General features: G+C 37.1%; 22 protein-coding genes. 14 read left to right on the forward strand and 8 right to left on the reverse strand.

What is annotated here, in order from left to right; all coding sequences use genetic code 11:
- Positions 1 to 68 precede the first annotated feature (68 nt).
- Positions 69 to 641 carry a helix-turn-helix domain-containing protein gene (locus ACIQ7T_RS03835; protein ID WP_370076037.1) on the forward strand — a complete coding sequence of 191 codons (573 nt, stop codon included), beginning with the start codon at positions 69 to 71 and terminating at the stop codon, positions 639 to 641.
- 278 nt (positions 642 to 919) lie between these two features.
- Here ACIQ7T_RS03835 and ACIQ7T_RS03840 read toward each other — a convergent pair whose 3' ends face one another.
- Together ACIQ7T_RS03840 and ACIQ7T_RS03845 are read right to left on the reverse strand one after the other, a co-directional pair.
- The gene (locus ACIQ7T_RS03840; protein WP_370076035.1) at positions 920 to 2,026 is read right to left on the reverse strand and encodes a M20 peptidase aminoacylase family protein; all 1,107 of its coding nucleotides are present in this window, start codon (positions 2,024 to 2,026) and stop codon (positions 920 to 922) included.
- Entirely contained in the window at positions 2,016 to 2,876 is an 861-nt protein-coding gene (locus ACIQ7T_RS03845) for a MurR/RpiR family transcriptional regulator (RefSeq protein WP_402868735.1), read from the reverse strand. The genes ACIQ7T_RS03840 and ACIQ7T_RS03845 overlap by 11 nt, the downstream gene beginning before the upstream one ends.
- Before the next feature lie 238 nt (positions 2,877 to 3,114).
- On the opposite strand from ACIQ7T_RS03845, the gene ACIQ7T_RS03850 reads away from it, so the two are divergent.
- Genes ACIQ7T_RS03850 through menC form a run of 6 tightly spaced genes read left to right on the forward strand, consistent with a single transcriptional unit; the run spans position 3,115 to position 9,668 of the window.
- Positions 3,115 to 4,677, forward strand: a complete 1,563-nt coding sequence (locus ACIQ7T_RS03850) for an ABC transporter substrate-binding protein (protein WP_402868737.1) — start codon at positions 3,115 to 3,117, stop codon at positions 4,675 to 4,677.
- A 21-nt stretch (positions 4,678 to 4,698) separates the two neighbouring features.
- Complete coding sequence (locus ACIQ7T_RS03855; protein WP_370076029.1) at positions 4,699 to 5,649, forward strand: ABC transporter permease; 951 nt, start codon at positions 4,699 to 4,701, stop codon at positions 5,647 to 5,649.
- Between the two features lie 11 nt (positions 5,650 to 5,660).
- Entirely contained in the window at positions 5,661 to 6,557 is an 897-nt protein-coding gene (locus ACIQ7T_RS03860) for an ABC transporter permease (RefSeq protein WP_370076027.1), read from the forward strand.
- 18 nt (positions 6,558 to 6,575) lie between these two features.
- Positions 6,576 to 7,577, forward strand: a complete 1,002-nt coding sequence (locus ACIQ7T_RS03865; RefSeq protein WP_370076025.1) for an ABC transporter ATP-binding protein — start codon at positions 6,576 to 6,578, stop codon at positions 7,575 to 7,577.
- Positions 7,570 to 8,544 carry an ABC transporter ATP-binding protein gene (locus ACIQ7T_RS03870; protein WP_402868740.1) on the forward strand — a complete coding sequence of 325 codons (975 nt, stop codon included), beginning with the start codon at positions 7,570 to 7,572 and terminating at the stop codon, positions 8,542 to 8,544. Before ACIQ7T_RS03865 ends, ACIQ7T_RS03870 begins: the two co-directional genes overlap by 8 nt.
- Positions 8,545 to 8,558: 14 nt before the next feature.
- The gene (menC, locus tag ACIQ7T_RS03875; protein WP_370076021.1) at positions 8,559 to 9,668 is read left to right on the forward strand and encodes an o-succinylbenzoate synthase; all 1,110 of its coding nucleotides are present in this window, start codon (positions 8,559 to 8,561) and stop codon (positions 9,666 to 9,668) included.
- A gap of 393 nt (positions 9,669 to 10,061) precedes the next feature.
- Here the strand turns inward: menC and ACIQ7T_RS03880 are convergent, their stop codons facing one another.
- The 6 genes from ACIQ7T_RS03880 to ACIQ7T_RS03905 form a co-directional block, all read right to left on the reverse strand.
- Entirely contained in the window at positions 10,062 to 11,723 is a 1,662-nt protein-coding gene (locus ACIQ7T_RS03880; RefSeq protein ID WP_370076019.1) for a methyl-accepting chemotaxis protein, read from the reverse strand.
- Positions 11,720 to 12,706 carry a BMP family lipoprotein gene (locus ACIQ7T_RS03885; RefSeq protein ID WP_370076017.1) on the reverse strand — a complete coding sequence of 329 codons (987 nt, stop codon included), beginning with the start codon at positions 12,704 to 12,706 and terminating at the stop codon, positions 11,720 to 11,722. The genes ACIQ7T_RS03880 and ACIQ7T_RS03885 overlap by 4 nt, the downstream gene beginning before the upstream one ends.
- Before the next feature lie 321 nt (positions 12,707 to 13,027).
- Entirely contained in the window at positions 13,028 to 14,296 is a 1,269-nt protein-coding gene (locus ACIQ7T_RS03890) for a PTS ascorbate transporter subunit IIC (RefSeq protein WP_402868743.1), read from the reverse strand.
- A 49-nt stretch (positions 14,297 to 14,345) separates the two neighbouring features.
- Positions 14,346 to 14,609, reverse strand: coding sequence for a PTS sugar transporter subunit IIB (locus ACIQ7T_RS03895; protein WP_386845160.1), 264 nt, complete (start codon positions 14,607 to 14,609; stop codon positions 14,346 to 14,348).
- Between the two features lie 5 nt (positions 14,610 to 14,614).
- Complete coding sequence (locus ACIQ7T_RS03900; RefSeq protein ID WP_402868745.1) at positions 14,615 to 15,064, reverse strand: PTS sugar transporter subunit IIA; 450 nt, start codon at positions 15,062 to 15,064, stop codon at positions 14,615 to 14,617.
- Between the two features lie 79 nt (positions 15,065 to 15,143).
- Positions 15,144 to 16,037, reverse strand: a complete 894-nt coding sequence (locus tag ACIQ7T_RS03905; protein WP_370076009.1) for a LysR family transcriptional regulator — start codon at positions 16,035 to 16,037, stop codon at positions 15,144 to 15,146.
- 137 nt (positions 16,038 to 16,174) lie between these two features.
- Here ACIQ7T_RS03905 and ACIQ7T_RS27970 point away from each other — a divergent pair, with 137 nt between their 5' ends.
- The 7 genes from ACIQ7T_RS27970 (at position 16,175) to ACIQ7T_RS03945 (ending at position 24,250) form a co-directional block, all read left to right on the forward strand.
- A complete protein-coding gene (locus tag ACIQ7T_RS27970; RefSeq protein WP_483869454.1) occupies positions 16,175 to 17,140 on the forward strand; it encodes an ABC transporter ATP-binding protein in 966 nt (321 codons plus the stop codon).
- On the forward strand, positions 17,137 to 18,162 hold the full coding sequence (locus ACIQ7T_RS03920; RefSeq protein WP_402868748.1) for an ABC transporter substrate-binding protein: 1,026 nt from the start codon (positions 17,137 to 17,139) through the stop codon (positions 18,160 to 18,162). The genes ACIQ7T_RS27970 and ACIQ7T_RS03920 overlap by 4 nt, the downstream gene beginning before the upstream one ends.
- 61 nt (positions 18,163 to 18,223) lie before the next feature.
- Positions 18,224 to 19,885 carry an ABC transporter permease gene (locus tag ACIQ7T_RS03925; protein ID WP_402868750.1) on the forward strand — a complete coding sequence of 554 codons (1,662 nt, stop codon included), beginning with the start codon at positions 18,224 to 18,226 and terminating at the stop codon, positions 19,883 to 19,885.
- Positions 19,878 to 20,972, forward strand: coding sequence for an MBL fold metallo-hydrolase (locus ACIQ7T_RS03930; RefSeq protein ID WP_402868752.1), 1,095 nt, complete (start codon positions 19,878 to 19,880; stop codon positions 20,970 to 20,972). Before ACIQ7T_RS03925 ends, ACIQ7T_RS03930 begins: the two co-directional genes overlap by 8 nt.
- Positions 20,969 to 21,766 (forward strand): hypothetical protein, encoded by a 798-nt coding sequence (locus tag ACIQ7T_RS03935; RefSeq protein ID WP_402868754.1) that lies wholly within the window; start codon positions 20,969 to 20,971, stop codon positions 21,764 to 21,766. The genes ACIQ7T_RS03930 and ACIQ7T_RS03935 overlap by 4 nt, the downstream gene beginning before the upstream one ends.
- 229 nt (positions 21,767 to 21,995) lie before the next feature.
- Positions 21,996 to 23,321, forward strand: a complete 1,326-nt coding sequence (locus tag ACIQ7T_RS03940) for a M48 family metallopeptidase (protein ID WP_402868927.1) — start codon at positions 21,996 to 21,998, stop codon at positions 23,319 to 23,321.
- A gap of 113 nt (positions 23,322 to 23,434) precedes the next feature.
- Positions 23,435 to 24,250 (forward strand): YitT family protein, encoded by an 816-nt coding sequence (locus tag ACIQ7T_RS03945; protein ID WP_370075999.1) that lies wholly within the window; start codon positions 23,435 to 23,437, stop codon positions 24,248 to 24,250.
- Positions 24,251 to 24,252: the final 2 nt, after the last annotated feature.

Raw genomic sequence — 24,252 nt, forward strand, 5'->3', positions numbered from 1 at the left:
TAAATATATATTATAATATAATTATTTATATAAAAAGTAAACTATAATATACTAAAGGTGGGGTTCATATGAAAGAACAAGAGGATATGCAAACAAAAGAAGTTATTTTGCAAGTTGGTCAACTGTTACGACAAATACGAAATGAACAGAAATTAAGTTTAGAAGAGTTAGCGAAAAAAACAGGTGTTAGTAAATTAACGTTAGGGAAAATTGAGAGAGGAGAAACGAATCCTACATTAGGTGTCATTTGGAAGATTACGAAAGGATTATCTATTCCGCTGTCACGGCTTATGGTGATAGAAGATATAGTAAATGTTGCACGTTGCGGAGAGGGATTTACGATAGAAGAAAATCAAATGTGGCGATTAGAAACTATATTTCGTTACAAAAAAGAAACTGGGATGGAAATGCATCGTGCTTGTTTGCAACCGAATAGCATATATGAGGCAGAACCTCATCATGAAGGAGCTATTGAATTTGTAACAGTAATGAAAGGGAAAATTTCGATTCAAGTTGGACAAGAAATGTACGAATTAAACGAATTTGATTCTATTCAATTTGAAGCAAATCGACAGCATAGCTATGAAAACACGGGGAATGAAGTAGCAGTTCTCCATTTAACAATGAAATATTTATCTTGAAATAAGGTATCACGCTTGAGTAGCTGGAAGAGGAATTGACAGAACCAGTGGAATTAAGTGTTTCAATGAAAAAAGCAGTGGGATTCAGCAAAGCAAGTATGTCTTACTGACAATTTATGAGAGATTTGCTACAGGGCACTTGCTAACCAACAACTCCTTTTAGTGCAAATAGCCAAAATGGGTGGAGAAAAATATTGTGTTTTTCTCCACAGTCTATTTCTGTTTAACTTTCATCAAATGCTTTGCAACGGCTTCCATCAAGGTATAAAAATCGTGATCTATTGTTGAGCACGAAAAGTGGCTAGCACAGTTTTAGTTAAGATGTTTGTGCCGATTTCAAGAGCATCTGTATCAAAGCTCATATAAGGATGATGGAGTCCAGGAGCGAGGTTACAGCCTAGGCCAATCATCGTTGCTTTTAAATGTGGTTTCTTGATTGTGTAAAAATGAAAATCGTCCCCACCAGAGGTGATGAGTGTGGGTATGATATTTTCTTCGCCAATAACTTCGGTAATGCCTGTGCGTGCAAATTGAATAGCTTGCTCGTTTTGAACAGCAGCAGGCATGGCTGTTATGGTGCTATAATGAATACTTGCCCCCAAGGTTGTACGTACACCGTCAATGATTTGTTTGAATTTTTGTACCAACTCCTGCATCGCTTCATTCGTTTGTGCACGTAAATCTAGTCCGAATTGTCCATTCCCGGGAATAATATTTCGACTGTCACCTCCAGCACGAATATAGGTCATTTTGATAGAATGTGGTATTTGCGGATCAATGCGAATTTGATTTAACTGTTCATTGATCGTCGTCATAACATCTATAGCATTGACCGTCAAATGAGGGCGTGCACCGTGACTATCGACTCCTTGTACCTGCCCATCAATCATTTGACCTGCGCCATGTATAATAACTGGTGATGCTACACCAAATGGGATTTCTTGGATTGGCCGTAGGTGGATGCCATATAGGTATTCCACATCCTCCACAATACCTTTCTCAATCATTTCCAAAGCGCCAGTACCTTTTTCTTCTGCCGGTTGAAAAACGAGGCGTAGCGTACCTTTGAAATTTTCATGCTGCATACATTTTGCAACACCAAGGACCATACTCATATGAGCATCGTGACCACATGAGTGATTCGCTTTAAAACAGCCATCAACTTCCTGCCATAGTGCATCAATATCTGCACGGACCGCTACTATAGGCTGGCCTTGGCCAAGGTCTGCATAAAGCCCTGTACAATCATTAAAAGTAGTCACCTTATAGCCTAGGTCACTGAGTACTTCTTTCAAATATTGGGTTGTATTTACCTCTTTCCAGCTTACTTCTGCATTTTCATGTAAGTAATGAAAATGTTGTAATAGTTCTTGCTTAATTTTCATGATGTAATCCCTCATTCCAAAATAGGTCTTTATAAGTAGTCTCATATTGTTGCTTTTGTTTTTCATATTGCTCAGGATAGTCTTGAATCATTTGATGCAATATTGTATTCAATAACGAGGAAATGACAGGACCAGAGTCAATTGTAGACATATGTGACATCTTAGTAATAAAAGTCGAATCAGCAATTTGAGTTATGGGAGCTATATCTGAATCTGTGATGCCCACCACATAAACTCCACGTTCCTTTAATTCCTGCGTAATTTCAAGCGTATGTTTCATATAACGATTAAAAGAAAAGGTAACAACGACACTATTTTCATCTAAGTTATTAATGTAAGAAAAATCATCCATATATAAATTTAAAATTCGACTATTCCCTCTTATTGTATTCAATGTGAAGCTAAACCAATGTGCAAAACCATAAGAGGCTGCACTCCCTAATACAACAATCTCCCTTGCAAGAGCAATTTTTTTAACGACCGTTTTAAACATTTCAGGGTCTATATTTTCAGCCGTTTTTTTTATATTGATTTGATCACGAATCATAACTTCTTCAATACCTGTATGATCAGTTTGCTCTGCAAATGTGTGTGAAAAGCTCATCAATGAATTTTTTAAATCAAAAATAGAATCCTGTACTTCATTTTGTAAATCAGTAAAACTCCCATAATTGATGGCATAAACAAATCGAATCACACTTGTTTCACTAACTCCAATCATGTTGGCGATTTTCGTCGCAGAGTTTGAAGCAAATAGCTTCGGATCTTCTTTCAAAAAGAGTGCAACACGTTTTAATGTAGGGGACAAATCATCAAATTTTTCTTGTATTTTAGCTTCGTATGCGTACAAGCCGATACCTCCTTTAGTAGTGAAGGAAATTCTTTTTTTTTCTAAAAAAATAAGCGTTTACTTTATTATAGCATATTCAAAATAAACTTTATTTTCAATATTTTCAGAAAAATAATTGAATTTTTTGAATAGTTTTGTTAGCTTAATATATATATATTGAAGTGTTCACTTTAAATTTTTAGGAAATAAAGTGAATACTTCTAATGATCTAACATCATAAAATCTTGGGGGGATTGACATGAAAAAAGCAAATTGGTTATTTGTAATGTTTGCAAGTGTGCTTTTTGTGTTAGCAGCATGTTCTTCAGATGATAATGCTGGTGGTGAAAGAGCAGATAGTAATAAAGATTATTCAGAATTACAGGTAGCTTATAATGCGCAGCCACCAACGTTAGATCCGTTGATGACAACGGCGGTAGCTACGCGTGATGTAGCTCGAAATATCTATGAATCTTTAGTGACACTAGATAAAGATTCGAAGGTTGTGCCAATGTTGGCGGAATCAGTGGAGGAAAGTGAAGATGGTAAAGTTATAACATTTAAATTGAGACAAGGTGTTAAATTCCACAATGGTGATGATTTAACAGCCGAAGATGTTGTGGCATCTATGCAACGCTGGATGACAACGACAGGTTTAGGAAAATCTTATTTTGCGGATGCAACATTTGAAAAAGTGGATGATTCAGTTGTGCGATTGGTAATGCCGAAGCGACTATTCATTGCGCTCCATTTATTGGCAGATCCAAGTCAAATTGCAATTATTACAACGGAAGAAGCAAATGCTTCAACGACAGCTGAGGGCTTAACAGAATTTATTGGGACAGGTCCATATAAATTCTTAGAGTGGAAAAATGATCAATATATTCATTTAGAGAAATTTAATGATTATGTTGCTGTAGATAGCCCAGCAAGCGGATTGGCTGGTAAAAAAGAGGCACAATATAAAAATATTTATTTTAATATTGTAACCGATGCTTCAACGCGTTTTGCTGGTATTCAAACAGGAGAATACCAAGTAGCAAATGCGATACCGTTCGATAATGTGGCGCAATTAGAAAAGTCTGAAACTGTTAAAACTTCCATTGACCATAATGGCTTTAATGCTGTTGTATTTAACAAGCGAGCAGGACTTTTTGCTAAACAGGAAGCACGTCAAGCTGTAAATGCGGCTCTTGATCAAGAAGCAATTTTAAGGGCAGCGTTTTCGAGTCCTGAATTTTACGAATTAGAACACAATTTAATGATTAAAGATCAAACAGACTGGTATACAGATGCTGGTAGCGATCAATACAATCAAAAGAATATAGAAAAGGCAAAATCCCTATTACAACAAGCTGGCTATAATGGAGAGGAAATCGTCATATTATCGACACGTGATTATGAAGACCATTACAATGCAGCCGTTGTGGTTCAACAACAATTAGAAAGTCTTGGCATGAAAGTAAAGCTTGATATTTATGATTGGCCAACTGTGCAACAGCGTCGTACAGATGAAAAGGCATACGATATTTTCATTACTGGTTTCCCAACTGAGCCTGTACCTAATAAATATGTGTTCTTGGATTCCAAGGGAGAATGGCCAGGTTGGACAAATAGCCCTAAAATTGATGATTTATTAAACAAAATTGCAGGTGCTGCAACACAGGAAGAAGCGAAAGGCTATTACAGTGACTTAATGGTTGAAGTATATGACTATGTTCCAATTATTAAATTTGGAAACAAAACGACAGTAACAGCATACGATGCATCCATTGAAGGCTATGATTTCTTGCAAGGTATCATTTTATGGAATATGAAATAATTTGTAAGGGGGGATGAGCTTATGTTGAACTTTATATTGAAACGAATACTGTCACTTATACCTGTGTTATTTGTTGTATCAGTTGTCGTCTTTTTATTAGTTCATATAACGCCTGGTGATCCAGCTTCAGTTATGCTCGGTCCTGAAGCCTCTCCTCAGGATGTGGCTAAGCTACAGGAAGAGCTTGGCCTCAACCGCCCTATTTTGGAGCAATATGTGACTTGGGTAGGGGCTATTGTTAATGGCGATTTAGGAACATCACTATTTATGAAAAAACCAGTATTAACGGCTTTTTTTGAGCATTTAGGTCCAACACTTTCATTGGCCATTATGGCTCAATTGTTTGCTATTGTACTAGCTATCCCACTTGGTGTACTGTCAGCTAAGTTCAGAGGATCATTTTTAGATCAAACATTTATGGGAGTTTCACTTGTTGGCATATCAGTTCCAAGCTTTTTGCTCGGTTTATTTTTAATTTTATTATTTGGAGTGGAGCTACGTTGGTTACCTGTTGCAGGTTATAAACCGTTAGCTGCAGGTTTCGCTGTACATATCCGCTATTTAATTTTACCTGCCATTGCATTAGGTTCAATGCAAGCTGCTCTTATTGCCCGTATGACTCGATCTTCGATGCTGGAAGTTTTATCTGCCAATTTCATTAAGACAGCACGTGCAAAAGGGGTAAAGGAATTTGTTATTACAATGAAACATGCATTACGTAATGCATTTATTCCTATCTTAACGATTATCGGTCAAACCTTCGGGACTTTAGTAGCTGGTGCAGCTGTCATTGAAACGGTATTTAATATCCCAGGCATTGGTCAATTAATCATTAACTCAGTAGAACGACGTGACTTTGAAGTGATTCAAGGAGTTGTTTTGTTAATCGCAGTTAGCTACGTAACAATCAATTTAGTGATTGATTTACTATATGGTATTGTTGATCCACGTTTACGAGTTGGGAAGAGATAGGGGGGAGTAATTTGAGTCAAGAGCTTTCAATGAATGATCTGTCAACCATTAAGAAGCAGATGAAGCAAAAGCAGCGAACGTTATTTAGAAAGAAGTTTTTTAGCAACAAATTGGCTTTGACAGGCACCGTTATTATGTCAGTAATAATTTTGTTTACGATTTTGACCCCGTTTATCATCTCGACTTCGCCATATACATTGGATACCGCGAATCGATTATTACCGCCAAGTACTGAACACTTTTTTGGCACGGATAACTATGGTCGAGATTTATTTAGTCGTGTTATGTATGGGGCACGTGTTTCATTAGTCATTGGCTTCTCTGTCGCACTGTTAACTTCTATTTTCGGGACGATTGTTGGATTATATGCAGCTTATTTTAAAAAGCTTGATAGCTTATTGATGCGTACTGCTGACGGTCTAATGGCATTTCCAGCCATCTTACTTGCGATTGCGATTATGGCATCTCTCGGTGCAAATTTAGTCAATGTCATTATCGCTTTAACGATTGTATTTACACCACTTGTTGCAAGAACTATTCGTTCCTCTGCTTTAATTGTGAAGGAGCAAACATATATTGAGGCGTTGCGGGCACAAGGTGCAAATAGCACGCGTATTATCTGGTCGAATATTTTCCCGAATGTCATTTCACCTTTAATTGTTCAAGCTACTTTTATTTTTGCAGATGCCATTATTGTAGAGGCTGCACTTAGCTTTTTAGGAGCCGGGATTCCTGCACCTGAACCAAGTTGGGGCAATTTATTATATGATGGCAAAACGGTTATTTTCAATGCGTGGTGGATGACAGTATTCCCAGGAATTGCAATTATGTTAACGGTTTTAGGCTTAAATCTATTTGGTGATGGATTGCGAGATTTACTAGATCCGCATAATAAATCGAAGAAGTAGTAAGGGGGTGCTATTACAATGACAGATACTTTACTTGAAGTTGAGCATTTAAAAGTTCATTTTGATACAGAGGAAAAGAAAGTAACAGCTGTCGATGATGTTTCTTTCACTGTTAAAAAAGGAGAAATCGTTGGTGTAGTGGGAGAATCCGGCTGTGGTAAAAGCGTTACGGCAGAATCAATTTTACGACTTCTCGATGAAAAGCATACAAAGTATGAAGGTGAAATTCGTCTCGAAGGCCAAAATTTATTAGCGAAATCCGCAAAAGAAATGCGAGAAATCCGTGGTAATGATATTGCTATGATTTTCCAGGATCCGATGAGTTCATTAAACCCAGTTTACACTGTGGGTGATCAAATTATGGAAGCCCTCCTCCTTCATCAAAATGTTTCAAAAGAACAGGCCCGCGTGAAAGCGATTGACATGCTGAAATTAACTGGTATTCCAGCACCAGAGAAACGGATTGATGAGTTTCCTCATCAGCTATCAGGGGGGATGCGTCAACGGGTCATGATTGCGATGGCACTTTGCTGTCAGCCAGCACTTTTAATTGCCGATGAACCAACAACAGCTTTAGACGTGACAACGCAATCACAAATTTTAGACTTGATCAAAGAGTTAAAAGACGAATTTAATATGGGGACGATTATGATTACGCATGATTTAGGCGTTGTAGCTGAAGTTTGTGAAAAAGTAGTAGTCATGTATTTAGGTCAAGTCATTGAAGAATGTGATGTATTAACGATTTTTGATCAGCCTCTGCATCCCTATACACAAGGCTTATTAAAATCAATTCCTAATATAGAAGGAAGTCGTGAGGAAAAGCTGTATGTGATTGAAGGAAAGGTGCCGACATTAAGTCAAATTCCTACAGGTTGTCGCTTTGCTCCACGCTGTGAATTCCAGACAAACAATTGTCGCACATCTCTACCAAAGCTTGAAAGCTACGGCGACCGTAAAGTCAGATGCTGGCACTTTGAAGAAATTCAGAGGAAGCGGGAGGTGAAAATTCATGGATAACAAAGAAATGATTTTACAAATAAAAAACTTAAAAACCTACTTTCCTGTTAGTAGTGGTGTCGGGCAGGAAAAAAGATATGTCAAAGCAGTCAATAATGTGTCCTTTGAGCTTACTAAGGGCGAGACATATAGCTTAGTTGGAGAATCTGGTTGCGGAAAAAGTACTACAGGCCGTTCTATTTTGCGGCTCATTGAACCTACAGATGGCGAAATAATTTACCAAGGACAGACAATTAATAAGCTTAAACAAAAAGAAATGATGCCCATTCGTCGTAGTTTGCAAATGGTGTTTCAAGATCCTTATTCATCTTTAAACCCACGTAAACGTATCGGAACAATATTAGAAGAAACCTTGAAAATACATCATATTGGCACAAAGCAAGAGCGTACACAAAAAGTGATGGATATTTTAAATAAGGTAGGGTTCCAAAATGAACATTATTTTCGATTTCCACATGAATTTTCCGGAGGGCAGCGTCAGCGTATAGGATTAGCACGCGCACTTATTATGAATCCAGATATTATTATTTGTGATGAGCCTGTATCGGCATTAGATGTATCTATTCAATCACAAGTGCTGAATTTATTGGAGGATTTACAAAAAGAATTTAACCTAACATTATTGTTTATCTCTCATGACTTAAGTGTTGTACGCCATATTTCCAATCGAATTGGCGTAATGTATTTAGGAAAGATCGTAGAAGAAACAACGACAGATGAAATTTTTAGCAACCCAATGCATCCTTATACAAAAGCACTTTTATCAGCAATTCCTGTGCCCAATCCGCGAATAAAACGTGAAAAGATTAAGCTGAAAGGTGAAATCCCTTCTCCATTGAATCCACCAACAGGCTGTGTTTTCCAAACGAGATGCCCTTTTGTAATGGAAAAATGCCGGACGGTAGAGCCAGAGTTGGTCGAGCATTCACCTGCCCATAAAACGGCATGTCATTTATATTACAAGTAGGGGAGTGTTGAGAAATGAAAATTGAAAAAATTATAGTTCGTAAAATGAAGATGACTATGAAATCACCCTTTGAAACAAGTTTTATGAAGCAGCAGGAACGTATTTTCTTAATTATTGAAGCGTATGGTGAGAAGCATGTTGGTTATGGAGAATGTGTTGTTAGCGCTTATCCTTATTATGGAGAAGAAACGGCTTCAACGGCATTCTCTATTATTGATGAATTTTTAATACCACTTGTTATTAATCAGGAATTCAACCATCCAGATGAGATAAATGAGAAGTTTGCTCGCGTGCGTCGCAATAATATGGCGAAATCTGCAGTGGAAGCAGCCATTTGGGATTTATATGCAAAAGAGCAGGGCATACCTTTAGCACAAGCACTTGGAGGAGAAAAAAAAGAAATTACTGTTGGCATTAGCCTAGGCATTGAAGATGATACGAATGTATTGCTGGAAAGCATTGAAGGTTATTTAAAACAAGGGTTCAAAAAAATAAAAATTAAAATTAAGCCCGGAAAAGATATCGAAGTACTGCGTGTAATCCGTGATCGCTTTGGCGATATACCTTTAATGGCAGATGCCAATTCTGCCTACTCGTTAGAAGATCTATCCTTATTTAAGGAGATGGATAAATTAAATTTAATGATGATTGAGCAACCTCTTGAGCATGATGATATTGTCGATCATCGAAAATTACAAAGAGAACTCAATACACCGATTTGCTTAGATGAAAGTATCCATTCATACGATGATGCTAGACGTGCAATTGAACTAGGTAGCTGCAAAGTGATTAATATAAAGGTAGGGCGTGTTGGAGGCTTATCCGAGGCTAAAAAGATTCATGATTTATGTCAGCAGCATCAAATCCCTGTATGGTGTGGGGGTATGCTAGAATCAGGGATTGGTCGTGCTCATAATATTGCAATTACAACACTGTCAAACTTTACAATACCTGGTGATACGGCACCATCTTCCCGCTATTGGCATGAAGATATTATTGAGCCAGAGATTGTCATGGATGACCAAGGACATATCCAAGTTTCTAATCTACCAGGTATTGGTTATAATATTGCACAAGACAAACTCGAAAAATACACAATAGAAAAGTATATTTACGAAGCATAATGAAAGTCGAATGCCGTGTTTTAAAGTTATTTGAACAGCTTCTAATTTCATTTCTTCTCTAAATTTAGGCATACAAAAACTGCACCTCCAATTGTTAGATTGTGTCTAACAATTGGGGTGCAGTTCACTATAAAGATGGGAGGCTTTAGTGCTCCATCAGATTTAACTCACCCGCTACTACAACCCAAAAATTGTGAAGGTTAATATAAATTTTATGTGTAAAAGTTGTTGCTACCCATTGCTTCATCTTATTGTAAGCGGCTCGACGCTCTCCAGCAGGAAAGCGTGAATAGCTTAGCGGATATTAGCGTCTTCTCATTAATAAAACTGGGGAAAATTCCGCTAATTAATGCACCTATTAGTCTGAAATAATTGACGAAAATAAAACTAAATTTATAATGTGAATTTTTTTAGTTCTACAGACAATGTATTTGTCATTTCTTGAAGTTCTGAAACCTTATCACTAATTTTTTTGAATGATCCTAACTGTTCTTGAGTAGAAGCGGATATTTCCTCTGTTCCTGCTGCGGTTTCTTCCGTAATAGCCGAAATGTTTTCAATGGCACTGTTCATTTGCTGACTCATTTCGCTTGTTTGCTCCATATCCTTTGTAAGGTGCTGTAACTGATCATTAATGTCTAATACATGAGTTGCAATTGCCTCAAATGACTTTTCTGTATCGGTCATCGATTGTAATTGTTCTTCTGAAAGCTGATGTCCATGTTCTGCAGTAGAAAGAATGAGTGTAATGCCATCTTGTATATGTGTCACCATCGAAGAGATGAAAGTAGTTGCTTTTTCTGTTTCATGAGAAAGTTTTTTGACTTCCTTCGCTACAATGGCGAATCCTTTTCCGGCTTCGCCAGCACGTGCCGCTTCGATTGCAGCATTTAATGCTAAGAGATTTGTTTGATCAGCAATCGCGTGAACTGCATTAGCTGCACCTTCAATTTCTGTTGTGAATTGAGAGAATTGAGTAACAGCCTCTTTGATATTAATCGAAGTGGATGAAATATCCTTCGCAATAGAGGATTGCTTCTCTAGTGAGCTACGACCATTTTGAACTGCAGTAAGCGCTTTGTTACCGTTTACTGCTGATTGTTCACTTGTCTCCTGAACAGTAGTAAATTGATCCGCCATCGTATTCATCAAGATAGCCGTTGACTGGATATCTTCTGAAATAGTTAGGCTTCCCTTTGCCAATTCGTCTGTTGATGTAGCAATTTGTTTACTACCTTCGTTAACGGTTTCAATATAGCTTGTGACATCTTTTGTAAATAGACCAACATTTTTACCTACATGATCAATAGATTGTACGGTGGTTTTTAAGCTAACAATCATTTTGGCAAAGTTCTCAGTCAGTTGATCAACTTCATTGCGACTACCTTTCTTATAGGAGAGGGAAGAGGTGTCAATTGTCAAATTCCCTGCAGCCACCAATTGTGCATAATCCACGATTCGGTTAATCGGTTTAGTAATTCTTTTCGTTGCGACATACGAAAAAATGCTTGTAGCAATAAGTAGAAGGATACTACCTATTATTGTTGATGTAGTAATAAAAGAAATTTTCTGCGTTGCCAAATCATTCGTTTCTTTATACCATTCATTTGTTTCTTTTTTCAGTAGATACATATCGTTCAAAATACCGGATATTCTGATTGATTGTTTTTTTATCTCAGGATGATTGTGAGCAAGAAATCCTGCTTCTGAAGCTTTTTCTAATTCGTCGTATTTACCCTCGATTTTTTTGATGATTGCCTGATGCTCAGCTATTTTAGCAATAGTTGAGAGTTTTTCTAAATTTACTTTCGTTTCTTGTAAAGTTGAAAGAGCTTCATTTTTATTGGCCTCACTATCTAAAAAAGTGTAGTTATTTAAAGATTGGCTCGCTACAACTAAACTTTGTTCAAGTTCTTTCACTGCCAGTAATAGTTCTGTATCATCTTGTGCAGTTGTTTGTATATCAAATGTTTGAACGATAATAAAACCAATCATAGCCATTGCGAGGACAATGGGAATAAGTATGTTCATGAATAATTTTTTTCGTAGTGTCACTGGCTGTTCCCCTTTTCTGCAGTAACTTTTATTTTACCCGAAACAATATCTTCTTTTGCTTTTTCAATAGCAGCCTGTTGCTCAGGTGTAAGTTTAATAACACGTATATCCGCTAGGCCTACTCCATTATCAGCTAAACCGAATGACAACGATTTTTCGGAAATTTTCCCTTCCTCATCTAATGTTTTAGCAATTTTAAAAACAGCTTGGTCGACATTTTTTAACATTGATGTTACAACTGTTTTTTCTGCAATGTAAAATTGATCAATATCAACTCCGGCCGCATATATGCCCATTTCTTCCGCTTTCTTTATGGCACCAAAGCCTGTGAATCCCGCTGCATGATAAATAAAATCCAATTTGTTCTTTATGTAACGTTCTGCGATTGCGGCACCCGCGTCGGCATCATCAAATGAGCCAGAATATTCACTAATAATTTCGATATTTGGATTAAAATATTTAGCTCCCTCAATAAAGCCGTTTTCAAAGTGATGGATAACCGGAATATCTACACCACCAATAAATCCTATTTTTCCAGTTTTACTCGTCATTGCTGCAACCATTCCAAGTAAAAAGCTACCTTCTTGCTCTTTAAAGGTTATGGAAGTGATATTGGCAACATCTGATTGTCCGTCAATAAGGACAAATTGTTGATCAGGATATTTCTTCGCAGTCTTTTCCAATGCCTCCTGTACAGAGAAGCCTAGACCAATAATGACGTTATATTTTTCTTCGACAAGTTCCTCTAGCTTCTGTTCGTAATTGCCATCAGGCGCCTCTTTATAATCAAACAAAATACCTAGCTCATCGCGTGCTTTCTCAAGCCCTTTAAAAGCTGAGTCATTAAACGATTCATCACCAAGCCCTGCATCTGAAAGTAAGATACCAATTTTATAGTCATCTTGCGCTTTTTCCGGCTGAGTAATGGAACAGCCTGCTAATAACAAAGCTATTAAGCAAAAGCCAATCATTAATTTTTTCAATATGAATACCTCCATTGTATGTATTATTTATATCGGCAAAAAGTTATTCTAAGTCAGAGGTCAGACAACGATTTTTTATTTTACCATTAAATACTATCAGATTATTTACAATTTACTACAGGAAAATGGGTTTAAATCATTTTCGATATTTTCTAATCACTGAGTATTTAGTTTGTTTCACAATGGATTTTCTCTATGTATATAGTGAAAAAGGTAGGGGTATATTGTGAAATATTTATATATTTTGCAAAATTAACCCTTTTCTTTGGCAAATAAAAAAACTCGCAAACATCTAAAGAGTTTGCGAGACACACTAATGAATTAAACCGCACCAAATAATTTTAATATATTTATAATTATGATTCCTACAATGCCGAAGTCTGAATCGCCAAATGTAGTTCCTTCGTAGCCGATATCACCCATGAAGATAAGTAGAATCGCGGGGATAAAGCTAGTAATTAATCCGTTGGTAAATGCTCCTACCATAGCACCGCGGCTACCACCAGTTGCATTACCGAATACTCCTGCAGCCGCACCCGTGAAAAAATGTGGCACAAGCCCAGGTACAATCACTTTTAGCCCTATGAGGGGGAGTATAAACATGGACACTAAGCCTGCTACAAAGCTAAACAGGAAGCCAATAATAACTGCATTCGGTGCGAACGGAAAAATTGTAGGGCAGTCTAATGCAGGCTTTGTGTTTGGCACAAGTTTATCTGCAATACCTTTAAAGGCAGGAATGATCTCGGCAATTAGCATTCGCACTCCAGCCAAAATGATATAGACACCAGCGGCAAAGGTAATAGCTTGAATAATGGCAAAGACGATAAAATTCGAACCGCCAGATAACTGTGACTCAATATAGGATTGGCCAGCGAATAGGGCAACGATAATAAAAAACAGACTCATAGTTAAGGACACAGCTACAGATGTATCCCGTAAAAAACCTAGAGATTTTGGAACTTTTATGTCTTCTGTTGATTTAGCTTTGTTTCCAAAGAGCTTCCCGATTTTAGCAGATACATAATAACCAACACTGCCAAAATGACCAACAGCAAAATCATCACTGCCAGTTATTTGACGAACAGTTGGTTGTAAAATGGCTGGGAATACGACCATACAAAGACCAAGTATAATAGAGCCAACGATGATAAGAGGTGTGCCACTCATACCGCCGACAGACAGTGATGCTGCGATTAAACACGCCATAAATAATGTATGATGACCAGTTAAAAATATATATTTAAAAGGCGTAAATCGCGCAAATAATATGTTCATAATCATACCGAAAACCATAATCATGGCAGTAGCTGTTCCGAAACTAGTTTGAGCGGCTGCTACAATCGCTTCATTATTTGGGATAACTCCTTGGACATTAAATGCATGATCAAACATTTTACTAAAATGATTTAAAGAACCGATTAAAACGCTTGCACCTGCGCCAAGTATAACAAAGCCCATAACCGTTTTTAACGTACCAGAAAGGACTGTTGAAGCTGATTTTTTTTGGATTAATAAACCGACAAAAGCGAATAGGCCGACTAAAATAGCTGGTGTTCCTAAAATGTCATTCATAATAACATCTAACATATTAACACCTCATCCTATCCAATTTTTAATTAAATTCAAATTCAATCCTTTATAACAGAGGTTTAAGCTTTAATTTAATTTCAGAAATACTCATCATATTAACAATACTAACGATGTGACCTCTTTCTTCGGGCAATTGATTGACAATATCTTCTGCGCCAATATAAATATCCGCTTTCTCTGCCTTGGCAGATGCTAAATCGGTATGCGTTAATTCTGCAACTTTTCCAAGTTCAGTTAACGCTTTTTTTACATTCAATTCCATAATAAAACTACTGCCTAAGCCATTCCCGCACACTACTAAAATCTTCATCAAGATTACTCCTTTGCCACAATTTGTTGGATTTCTTTGATAATATCGTCTTTATTCTGGCAGGCGATGATGCTGTCGATTTGATGGGGTTCTTGCAAAATCTTTGTTAAGTCAACTAATGCTTGCAGATGCGACGCATGATCGGTGGCCGCTAAGACAATAATTAAGAAAACAGGCTTTTCTGGTCCAAACATAACAGGTTTTTGTAAGCTTAATAGGCTCATGGCTAGCTCATTGACGCCTTCTGTGTGCTGTGCATGTGGAATCGCTACTTTTGGTGTAATGACTACATAAGGTCCGTGCTTTTCAATGGAATGAATCATCGCCTCAATATAGCGTTCTTCGATTTTATTGTGCTTTAATAGTGGAATTGCCGCTAAATGGATAGCTTCCTTCCAAGTATTTACAATATCTGCGAGTTGTATAGTATCTTTTGTTAGTAACTCGGTTAGCAAATACAACCCTCCCTTCATAGGGATAAACAATCCCCATTCCATGTTATTATTGTCGACTATGGAAATATGTCATAAGAGGCTATTTTTTTAATTGTTTGGCTAAATCATAAATTGCAGTTTTTACAAACGCATCCATCTTGCTATCTAGACGAGATTTAGGATAAATAAGTTGAATTTTTCTATTAAGTGTCACATCGTGTAAGTCTCTTTTGATCAAAAGTCCTGATTTTAACTCATCTTCTATCAGGGCAACTGACAAAAATGCAATTGTTTTTCCGAAAGTAAGCATTTTCTTAATAGTACTGACAGAATCAAGCTCGATTGTATAAATGGATGGGTGAGGGTCCATCCATTTTTCTATAAAATGATTCGTTGAACTGGAGGATGTATGCAATAATACTTTGTTTTTTAGGACATCTGCTTTTGTGATGTCCTTTTTTGCTGCAAGCTCATGGGTAGGACTCAATGCTAATACAAGGGAATCTTCGCCGATTGTTTCGTATATAAGAGACGAATTTTCTTGTTTTGTTTCCATAATTAGCCCGAAATCTAATTCTTGAAGAGCTACCTTTTGTTCAATTTCAGGCGCTGTTTTTACTTCTAGCGATATTCGAATGTCTGGGTAAGCTGTTGAAACTAGATGAATAATATCCGGCATAAAAATATGTGCAGGTAGCCCGCTTGCGCCAAGACGAATGGAGCCAATATTACCCGCCAAAAGATTTTCGACAAAGCGATTCATGTCTTTTTGTAGCTGTACAATTTGGCGAGCATAATGATAGAGCCCTTCTCCCGCTTCTGTTAAACGGTATCCACCTGCATTTGTCCGAAATAAACGGATGCCATATTCCTCTTCAATGGAGCGAATATGAAAGGATACTGTCGGCGCTGTAAGACCTAGCTCTTTGGCAACAGGAGCTAATTTTTTAAATTCTACGAGTAGGCAAAATGCCTGTAACTTCATGTTATTCATTTTATCCTCCTAAAGTAAATTAGAAAAAATCTTAGTTTTGCTTTAGTTTATTAGATTTTTTTTAACGAGATATTAATAGTAGATTAATATTTTCTAAATATCTGGAATTTATAGTTGTAATTAACGAGGAGGATATGATGAAAATCTCATTAACGAATATCGAAAAAAAATATGGACAGTTTCATGCGTTATGGCCCATCAATGTGGAGCTGGATAGCAAGTTCATTACCATCTTAGGACAATCAGGCTGTGGTAAAACAACGTTATTGAAAGTATTGGCAGGTCTTGAACAACCGACAAATGGAGAAATCCGTTTTGATGACACAATTATTTATTCATCCAAACTCCATAAAAATGTAAAACCAAATAAGCGAAATATGGCAATGGTTTTTCAAGATTTTGCATTATGGCCTCATATGACTATTTTCCAAAACATTGCTTTTGGCCTGAAGGGTATTGTTTCAAAGTCAGACATTCCGGCTCGAGTGGAGCATGTTATGCGATTGGTGAAAATGGAGGGTTTTGAAAAACGAAAGCCAGGGGAGTTATCGGGAGGACAGCAGCAACGAGTAGCACTTGCGAGGGCACTAGCGACAAATCCACAGCTTATTTTATTTGATGAACCACTATCAGCACTCGACGCAGTACTAAGAGAAAAAATGCAAGATGAAATCATGCATATTATTAACGAGTTAGATTGTCAGGCAATTTTTGTCACACATGATCAAACAGAGGCAATGGCAATGTCAGATCAAATTATCGTGATGGAGGCAGGAAGAATTGCACAAGTGGGAACACCAGAAGAAATTTATCACGCTCCAGCAACACCGTATGTAGCAGATTTTATCGGTAAAGTGAACTGGTTTGATAAAGGTAATTATATTGTGCGACCTGAAGGGATTTCCAGACTACGACGACCAGGTACAATTGCAAAACAAGCGATGATTGTAAAAAGTACCTTTGTTGGTGATCGTTATTTAGTGCAAGCACAGGTAGAAGGTAAGTACTGGAGCTTTTACGAAGCAGAACCGATAGAACATGGTAAACAGCTTGAAGTTTTTATTGATGAAAAACAAATATATCAATTGGAGGGTTACCTTTGAAAAAACGAGGGTTAAAACTATTTGCTACAGCTGGGATTCTTTTAACATTAGCATTAGCGGGGTGTGGAAATAAAGAGGTAGAGAAGAATGATAAAGCAAGTTCAACCGCAAAAGAAGAACAAACTTTAACGGTATACTCTGCTGGTCCAGATGGTTTAGCAGCGAATATTCAACAAGCATTTGAAGAGAAAACAGGCATAAAAATAGAGATGTTCCAAGGAACAACAGGTAAAATATTATCGCGTTTAGAAGCGGAAAAAAATAACCCTGTAGCTGACGTTGTCGTACTAGCCTCTGTCGCTTCAATGGATGGCTTAAAGGAAACAGATCAACTTCAAAGCTATAAAGACGCTGATAATGCCAAGAAAATCAATAGCGATTGGTCAGATGCAGAAGGTTATTACTATGGTTACAGTGCCTCAGCATTAGGAATTGCTTATAATACGAAAAATACGCAACAGGTTCCGGCAGAATGGACAGATTTAGCAAAAGCTGAATGGCAAAATAAAATTAATATACCAGACCCTAGCTTGTCAGGCTCTGCTGTAGACTTCCTATTCGGATATACAGAAGCTGAAAAAACAGCTTGGACTACGATGGAGAAGTGGAAGGAAAATGGTTTACAGGTGAATGGTGCTAATAAGGAAGCGTTAGATGCTGTTATTACTGGTGACAAAAATGCCACAATTTCAGGGGTAGATTACATGGCCTATAAAGCAAAAGCTGATGGTGAGCCAGTAGAAATTATTTATCCAAAAAGCGGGACAGTTGTCAGTCCGCGAGCTGTTGGTATTTTGAAGGATGCAAAAAACGTAGAAAGTGCAAAAGCGTACTTTGATTTTTTACTGTCAGATGAAGGGCAAAAGCTTGTAGCAAATGCCTATTTACTCCCAGGCAACAAAGATATACCTGTTAAGGATCGTGCAGCCTTAAATGAAATTCCTCAGCTAAACGTGAATTGGAAAGATGCAGAAGCGAAGCAGCTTGAAGTATTAACTAAATTCAATGATATTTTTCGTTAAGTAGTTAGGGGAGGTTTTTTAGCCTCCTTGAAGTTTTTCTAGGGAAAGGATTGAATCGTCAATGATTATGGAAGGCAGACGAACTTTTGGATTTTTACTGACACTTGTCGTCACGTTTGCTATCGCACCGTTAATTGCCATTGCATTTTATACGTTTATGAAAGATGGGCAATTAGATGTTTCGCAGATTAACAGAATGTTTGCCAATGAAAGAATGTGGCAGACGCTTGGAAACTCTGTATTATTAGGGGTTTTAGTTGTTTTAGGGACTACGATTGTAGCATTCCCAATGGCGTTAATAAGAACGAAAACAAGCTTATATAAATACGATTGGCTAGATATTATTTTAACCATTCCATTCATGACACCTCCGTATATTGGCTCCATGGGATGGATATTGTTCATGCAAAATAATGGTTTTCTTCAACAACTATTTCCAAGTGCTGCTTGGATGACTGAATCATTCTTCACCTTATTTGGAATGGTCTTGATTATGTGCCTGCATCTTTTTCCTTTTTTATATTTAATGCTGAAAAATACGCTATTAAGAATCAATGGTTCCTTTCTAGATGCTGCATTAATTTTTGGACGAAGTTCTTGGAGAAATTGGATGAAAATAGTTCTGCCTTTAGTAGTTTCTAGCTATGTTCTAGGGAGCTTGCTAATTTTCATCAAAACGCTAGCTGAATTTGGAACACCTGCTACGTTTGGTAGTCGAATTGGCTTTCAAGTATTTACAACGGAGATTCACTCTTACCTTTCAAGATGGCCAGTAGATATTAGTATGGCGACATCACTGTCATTATTTTTACTATCAGTTTGTCTCGTTATCTGGTATTTTCAAAATCTTATTGGACGAAAATATACATATAGTGTGCTATCTGGAAAAACACCAGCTAATCGCGAGATTGAAGATAAATGGTATGTCAAATTCGGTTCATGGCTCTTTGTGGGAATCATCATTTTGCTATCAATCGGTATTCCTTACTTCTCAATTATTGTGACATCTTTGCAGAAAGTAAGGGGAGATGGTTTGCAGGCAGGGAATTTTAGCTTTGCTTCCTACCAGGAAGTGTTTACAAGTGGAAGTGCTGGATTGTCAGCATTTTTAAATAGTGTTGTTTTCTCAGTAATCACAGCTGTCGTTACAGCAATTATTGGCTTGTTCATTGCCTTATACATTAAAAAGGGAGAAACGAAAAAGCAGCAAGTATTAGATTTCTTTAGTTTAATGCCTAATATTATTCCTGGAATTGTCTTTGTAGTTGGGTTAATCATGTTTTGGAATGCACCGTGGCTACCAGCGACTATCTATAACACAAAGACAATGGTTGTAGTCACGTATTGTGTACTTTTTTTACCATATTCCGTGCAATATATAAAGTCCTCTTTATCACAATTAGATTCTTCAATATTCCAATCAGCGGCTATTTTTGGGCGAAGTAGCTGGGCGGTTTATCGACATATCATTATTCCATTATTAATGCAGGGGATTCTTGCTGGAATGATGATGACGTTTATTATCTCGATGCGTGAGCTTGTCGCTGGATTACTCATTTTACCTCCTTCAGTAGAGACTGGCGCAACATTTATTTACAGTCAATTTGAACAAGGAAATGTTGGTGTAGGAATGGCTGTAGCGGTGATTACAGTCGTCATGACCGTTATTTTTATGTTTCTATTAGATTGGCTACAAAAATGGGGAGGACATGCGGATGCTTAATGTAGAAATTTTAGGTGGGGTTGGTGAGTATGGCCGTAACTGCTTTTTCATTGAAAATAATGGACATGCTATTTTACTCGATTGCGGAGTGATGAACAATCGACAGAAGACTCCTCCTAATTTAACACAAGCTCATGTGGCAAAGCTTGATGCAGTGTTTATTTCCCATTCACATACAGATCATATAGGTGCTATTCCTTTACTTGAGCAATGGGGATACACAGGGCCGATTATTATGAGTAAAATGACTGCGCAGCAATTAAAACAGTCTTTTCAACATACAAAAACCTTTCAACCAGAATCAATCGGAAAGTGGATAGTTGTTAGTAAATGTCTTGCCTTTCAATGGGGCTACAGTGGGCATCTAATAGGAAGCGTTTGGTTTAAGATTCGTTTTTTTGAGGAGGTGATATTTTACTCTGGCGATTATGTTGTGGATTCCTATTTGTTAAAAGCAACACTACCGATAGAGGACGGGACTGTTTATGATCTAGCCATTATGGATAGCGGCCATGTTGAGAAGCGCATTAATAATATAGAAGTATTACAGCAAATGACGGAATATATCAATGCAAATCCAGGCTACCCGATCATTTTCCCATCTTCTTTCTCAGGAAAAACAGCAGATATTGCTACTTATCTTTTTCAGCATACAACAAGAGCGATACGTGTAGATAATGATTTGTTGTCGTTATTTGATAATTGTTATGAGTCATTTGAAAATTTATTGTCTACCAAAACAATTTTGCAAGAGTTTAAACTAGAATGTTTGACAAAGATAAGAGAAAGTGAAAACTTCATTTATTTTGTACCTGAGCGTAATGAAGCGAAATTAATGGAACTACTTCACAAAAAGCCAACAGCTATGGTTATCTTTACGGGATATTGGAATAAAGGCAAATATAGAATTCAATTTTCCGAAAATCAACATAAGGAATTTTTTTATAAAACGCATCCAGATTATGATGATATCATTGCACTTTCTAAGAAAATACATGCACATAAGACAATCTATTTTCACAGTTCATTAACGAATAGAGAAACGACTATCTTGCAATTACTACAGAATAGGGAGGAAATAACATGAAGAAATGGGTACTAAATTTTTGTTTAATCGGTATTGTACTTGTTAGCATCATTGGATTTGATTCTACACAAGCTAAAGCAGCAATCGAGCCAGGGAATGAAATTAAATTCAATATTAAATCTGGGCTTTTCACCGAATCGGATATTTTTAATGTTTTCCAAGCTACAAAAAAAGATGAAGTAAAGATTTATTTCTTTGATACTCCGAATAAAGCTTTTCTAAATGAGGATTATATCAACCGTTTACGTGTCTACAAAGGAAGCAATAAAATGGATATCACCTATAAAAAGAGATTTTCAAATACACCTCTGGATGAAGCAATTGCTATTACAGAAAGTCATGGCTTCACTGGAGCAGAGTCTAACTATAAATTTGAAACGGATGTTAAGAGTGACAATCGTACGTTCACCATAAGTCGTAAAGAATCATTAAAGACTACATCTAAAGTTTCCTATGATGCAGTGGATACAAATGCGGCAAAAAAATTAATAGTAGAAAATGTTCCGAAGAAAATTTTAAATTGGGATTCTGAAGCATGGTATCAAAACACATTATCCGAAGCTGTCGTATATGGTCCTGCAGAGGCAACAACATATAAAGGAAGCTTTGCGGGCTATGCGGCGGATGTTGAAGTTTGGCAATATCAAGGAGAGATTATGGTAGAGCTATCAACGAAAGAGGATGATGCATTAAAGGCTGCTATTATAGAAAAAGAATGGCATGATCGATTAGAATTAGCTGGTTATTTAAGTGAAGATCAACGTGGCAAAACGGCATTTGTAATGGATAAGTAATAAAAAATATTCTTTGAAATTCGCGTCACTTCTAGGAATAGCGAACAAGCCGTGGTGCTTTAGCATCTACATGGCTTGTTACGCGTTTGGAGAAGTAGAGCGTATTTTTCTTTTTGGTGTGAAGTAGAATAGAAGGTAAATAAAACAAAGAAAAATTTGTTCTAACTTTTTCATTTTAGCTTACACTTACTATAGGACGAACTTAGTGTTGAGCAAGGGAGGAAATGACATAGCGAAAAAAATGGGAATTGTCGCGCTACTTTTATTCGGTGTTTATGTGCTGTGTATGTATTGGTATATATTCCACAGCGGTGGTGGTACAATACCACGAGCGATGCAGGGGACAGCTGCAGATCCAGTGATGTTTATGTCTGAAAAAGAATTATACTTAAGTGGTGAATATTCTAAAATACGGAACTTCCTATTCTTTGTTGCTACACCTTTGGAATGGTTAATTTATTTCATGATTTTAATTATGGGCGTATCACGTTACTTTGAAAAGATAGCGACGTCACAAACAAAATGGAAGCTGTTACAAAATGCAAGCTACTTATTCTTATTATCACTTTTACTATATGTTGTACTATTCCCACTCGATTATTATCGTTACAATTTAAGCAAAACTTATGGAATTAGTACACAAGGGTTTTCGTCATGGATGCGAGATGGCATTATTGATTTTTGGGTTAACTTTGGCATGAGTTTAATTATCGTATCTGTCCTTTACTGGCTCATCAAAAAAAGTGCCAAAAGATGGTGGCTATATGCATGGTTTCTAACGATTCCATTTACAATATTTGTGATGTTCATTCAACCTGTAGTCATTGATCCTTTATATAATGATTTTTATCCGTTAAAAAATAAAGAGCTAGAAGAGAAAATTTTGTCTATTGCTGCACAGGCAAATATACCAGCAGAGCACGTATATGAAGTCAATATGGCAGAAAAAACAAATGCCTTAAATGCTTATGTAACGGGTATTGGCAGTAATTCGAGAATTGTGCTATGGGATACAACCTTAAATCGTTTAACAGATAATGAAATATTATTTATCATGGCACATGAAATGGGACACTATGTTGAGAAGCATATTTATTTTGGCATTGCTGGGTATCTTCTGTTGACATTGATAGGCCTATGGCTGACGGCAAAATGTTTGAGGTGGTTCATTGGACGTTACGGACAGGTATTAAAAATTAAAAAAATTGGTGATATAGGCTCTTATCCATTGTTTTTACTGTTAACATCTGTTTTATTATTTGCTTCAAGCCCACTGTCGAATTATATTTCAAGATATCAGGAAAATAGAGCTGATCAATATGCGATTTCACTAACGGGTGATCGCGAGTCCGCAATTACTGCATTCCAGAAGCTAACGATATCTGGTTTGAGTGAGGTAAATCCGCAGTTACTCGTAAAGTGGTTCCGTTATACACATCCACCAATGCTTGAACGTATTTATAAGGTAGCTGAAAAGGCTGAAGAGAATAAAGAGGAGCCATTAAAAGAAGTGCCGTTAAAAGAGGAACAGAAAAAAGAACATCAGAAGAAATAAAGGTCGTTGTTTTAACTTCAATAGTGCCATACTCCAGGTTTTTTGAACGAATAAGTTGGGTATTCTAAGGGAAAGAAGTACAAAACTCGTTCGTTAGTGATAGGGGATTTATTATGCGAAATATTGTCGTTATTACACTTTCATCGATATTAGTCGCCTGTGCCTACAATCTTTTGTTAATTCCACATGAGATTTTAAGCGGGGGATTAAGCGGGATTGCTATCATGCTTGGTATTATTACACCCTTGAATACAGGGGTTTTAAATTTACTGTTAAATTTACCTTTGCTTATTTTAGGGGTCTTGAAGCTAGGGAAGCGGTTTATTGGCTATACCATTCTTTCTGTAGTTGTCTTGTCGGTAAGCTTGTATATTATTCCGGTTTATAAAGCTACTCAAGATCCAATTCTTGCCTCATTATTTGGTGGTGTTATTGTGGGCTTAGGGTTGGGCATGATTTTTCGTGCGGCAGGTTCTTCTGGTGGTTTTGATATTATAGCGATGCTGTTAAGTCGTAAACGAGATTTTCCACTCGGTACATTAATCTCTGCGATGAATGGTATCGTTGTAGCAATCTCCGGATTCGTCTTTAGCTGGGATGCAGCATTACTGACACTCGTATCAATTTATGCTACAGGGAAGGTTGTCGACACTATTCATACGAGTCATATTAAATTGACTCTTATGATTATTACGAGTAAGGGCGAGGAAGTAAAACAGCAACTTCTGGAAAAGCTTCATAGAGGTGTAACTATTATGGATGCGAAGGGTGCTTATTCAGGCGAAGGGCGAAAAGTTTTAATTACCGTCATTACACGCTATCAGCTTGCCGAGGTTAAAGGTATGATTAAGGAAGCGGATGCCAAAGCCTTTGTCAATGTATTGCAAACTACCGAGGTCATCGGTGTGTTTGATAGAGGCATAAAGTAAAA

The organism is Lysinibacillus sp. NPDC096212 (genome assembly GCF_044763105.1).
GTDB lineage: Bacteria > Bacillota > Bacilli > Bacillales_A > Planococcaceae > Lysinibacillus.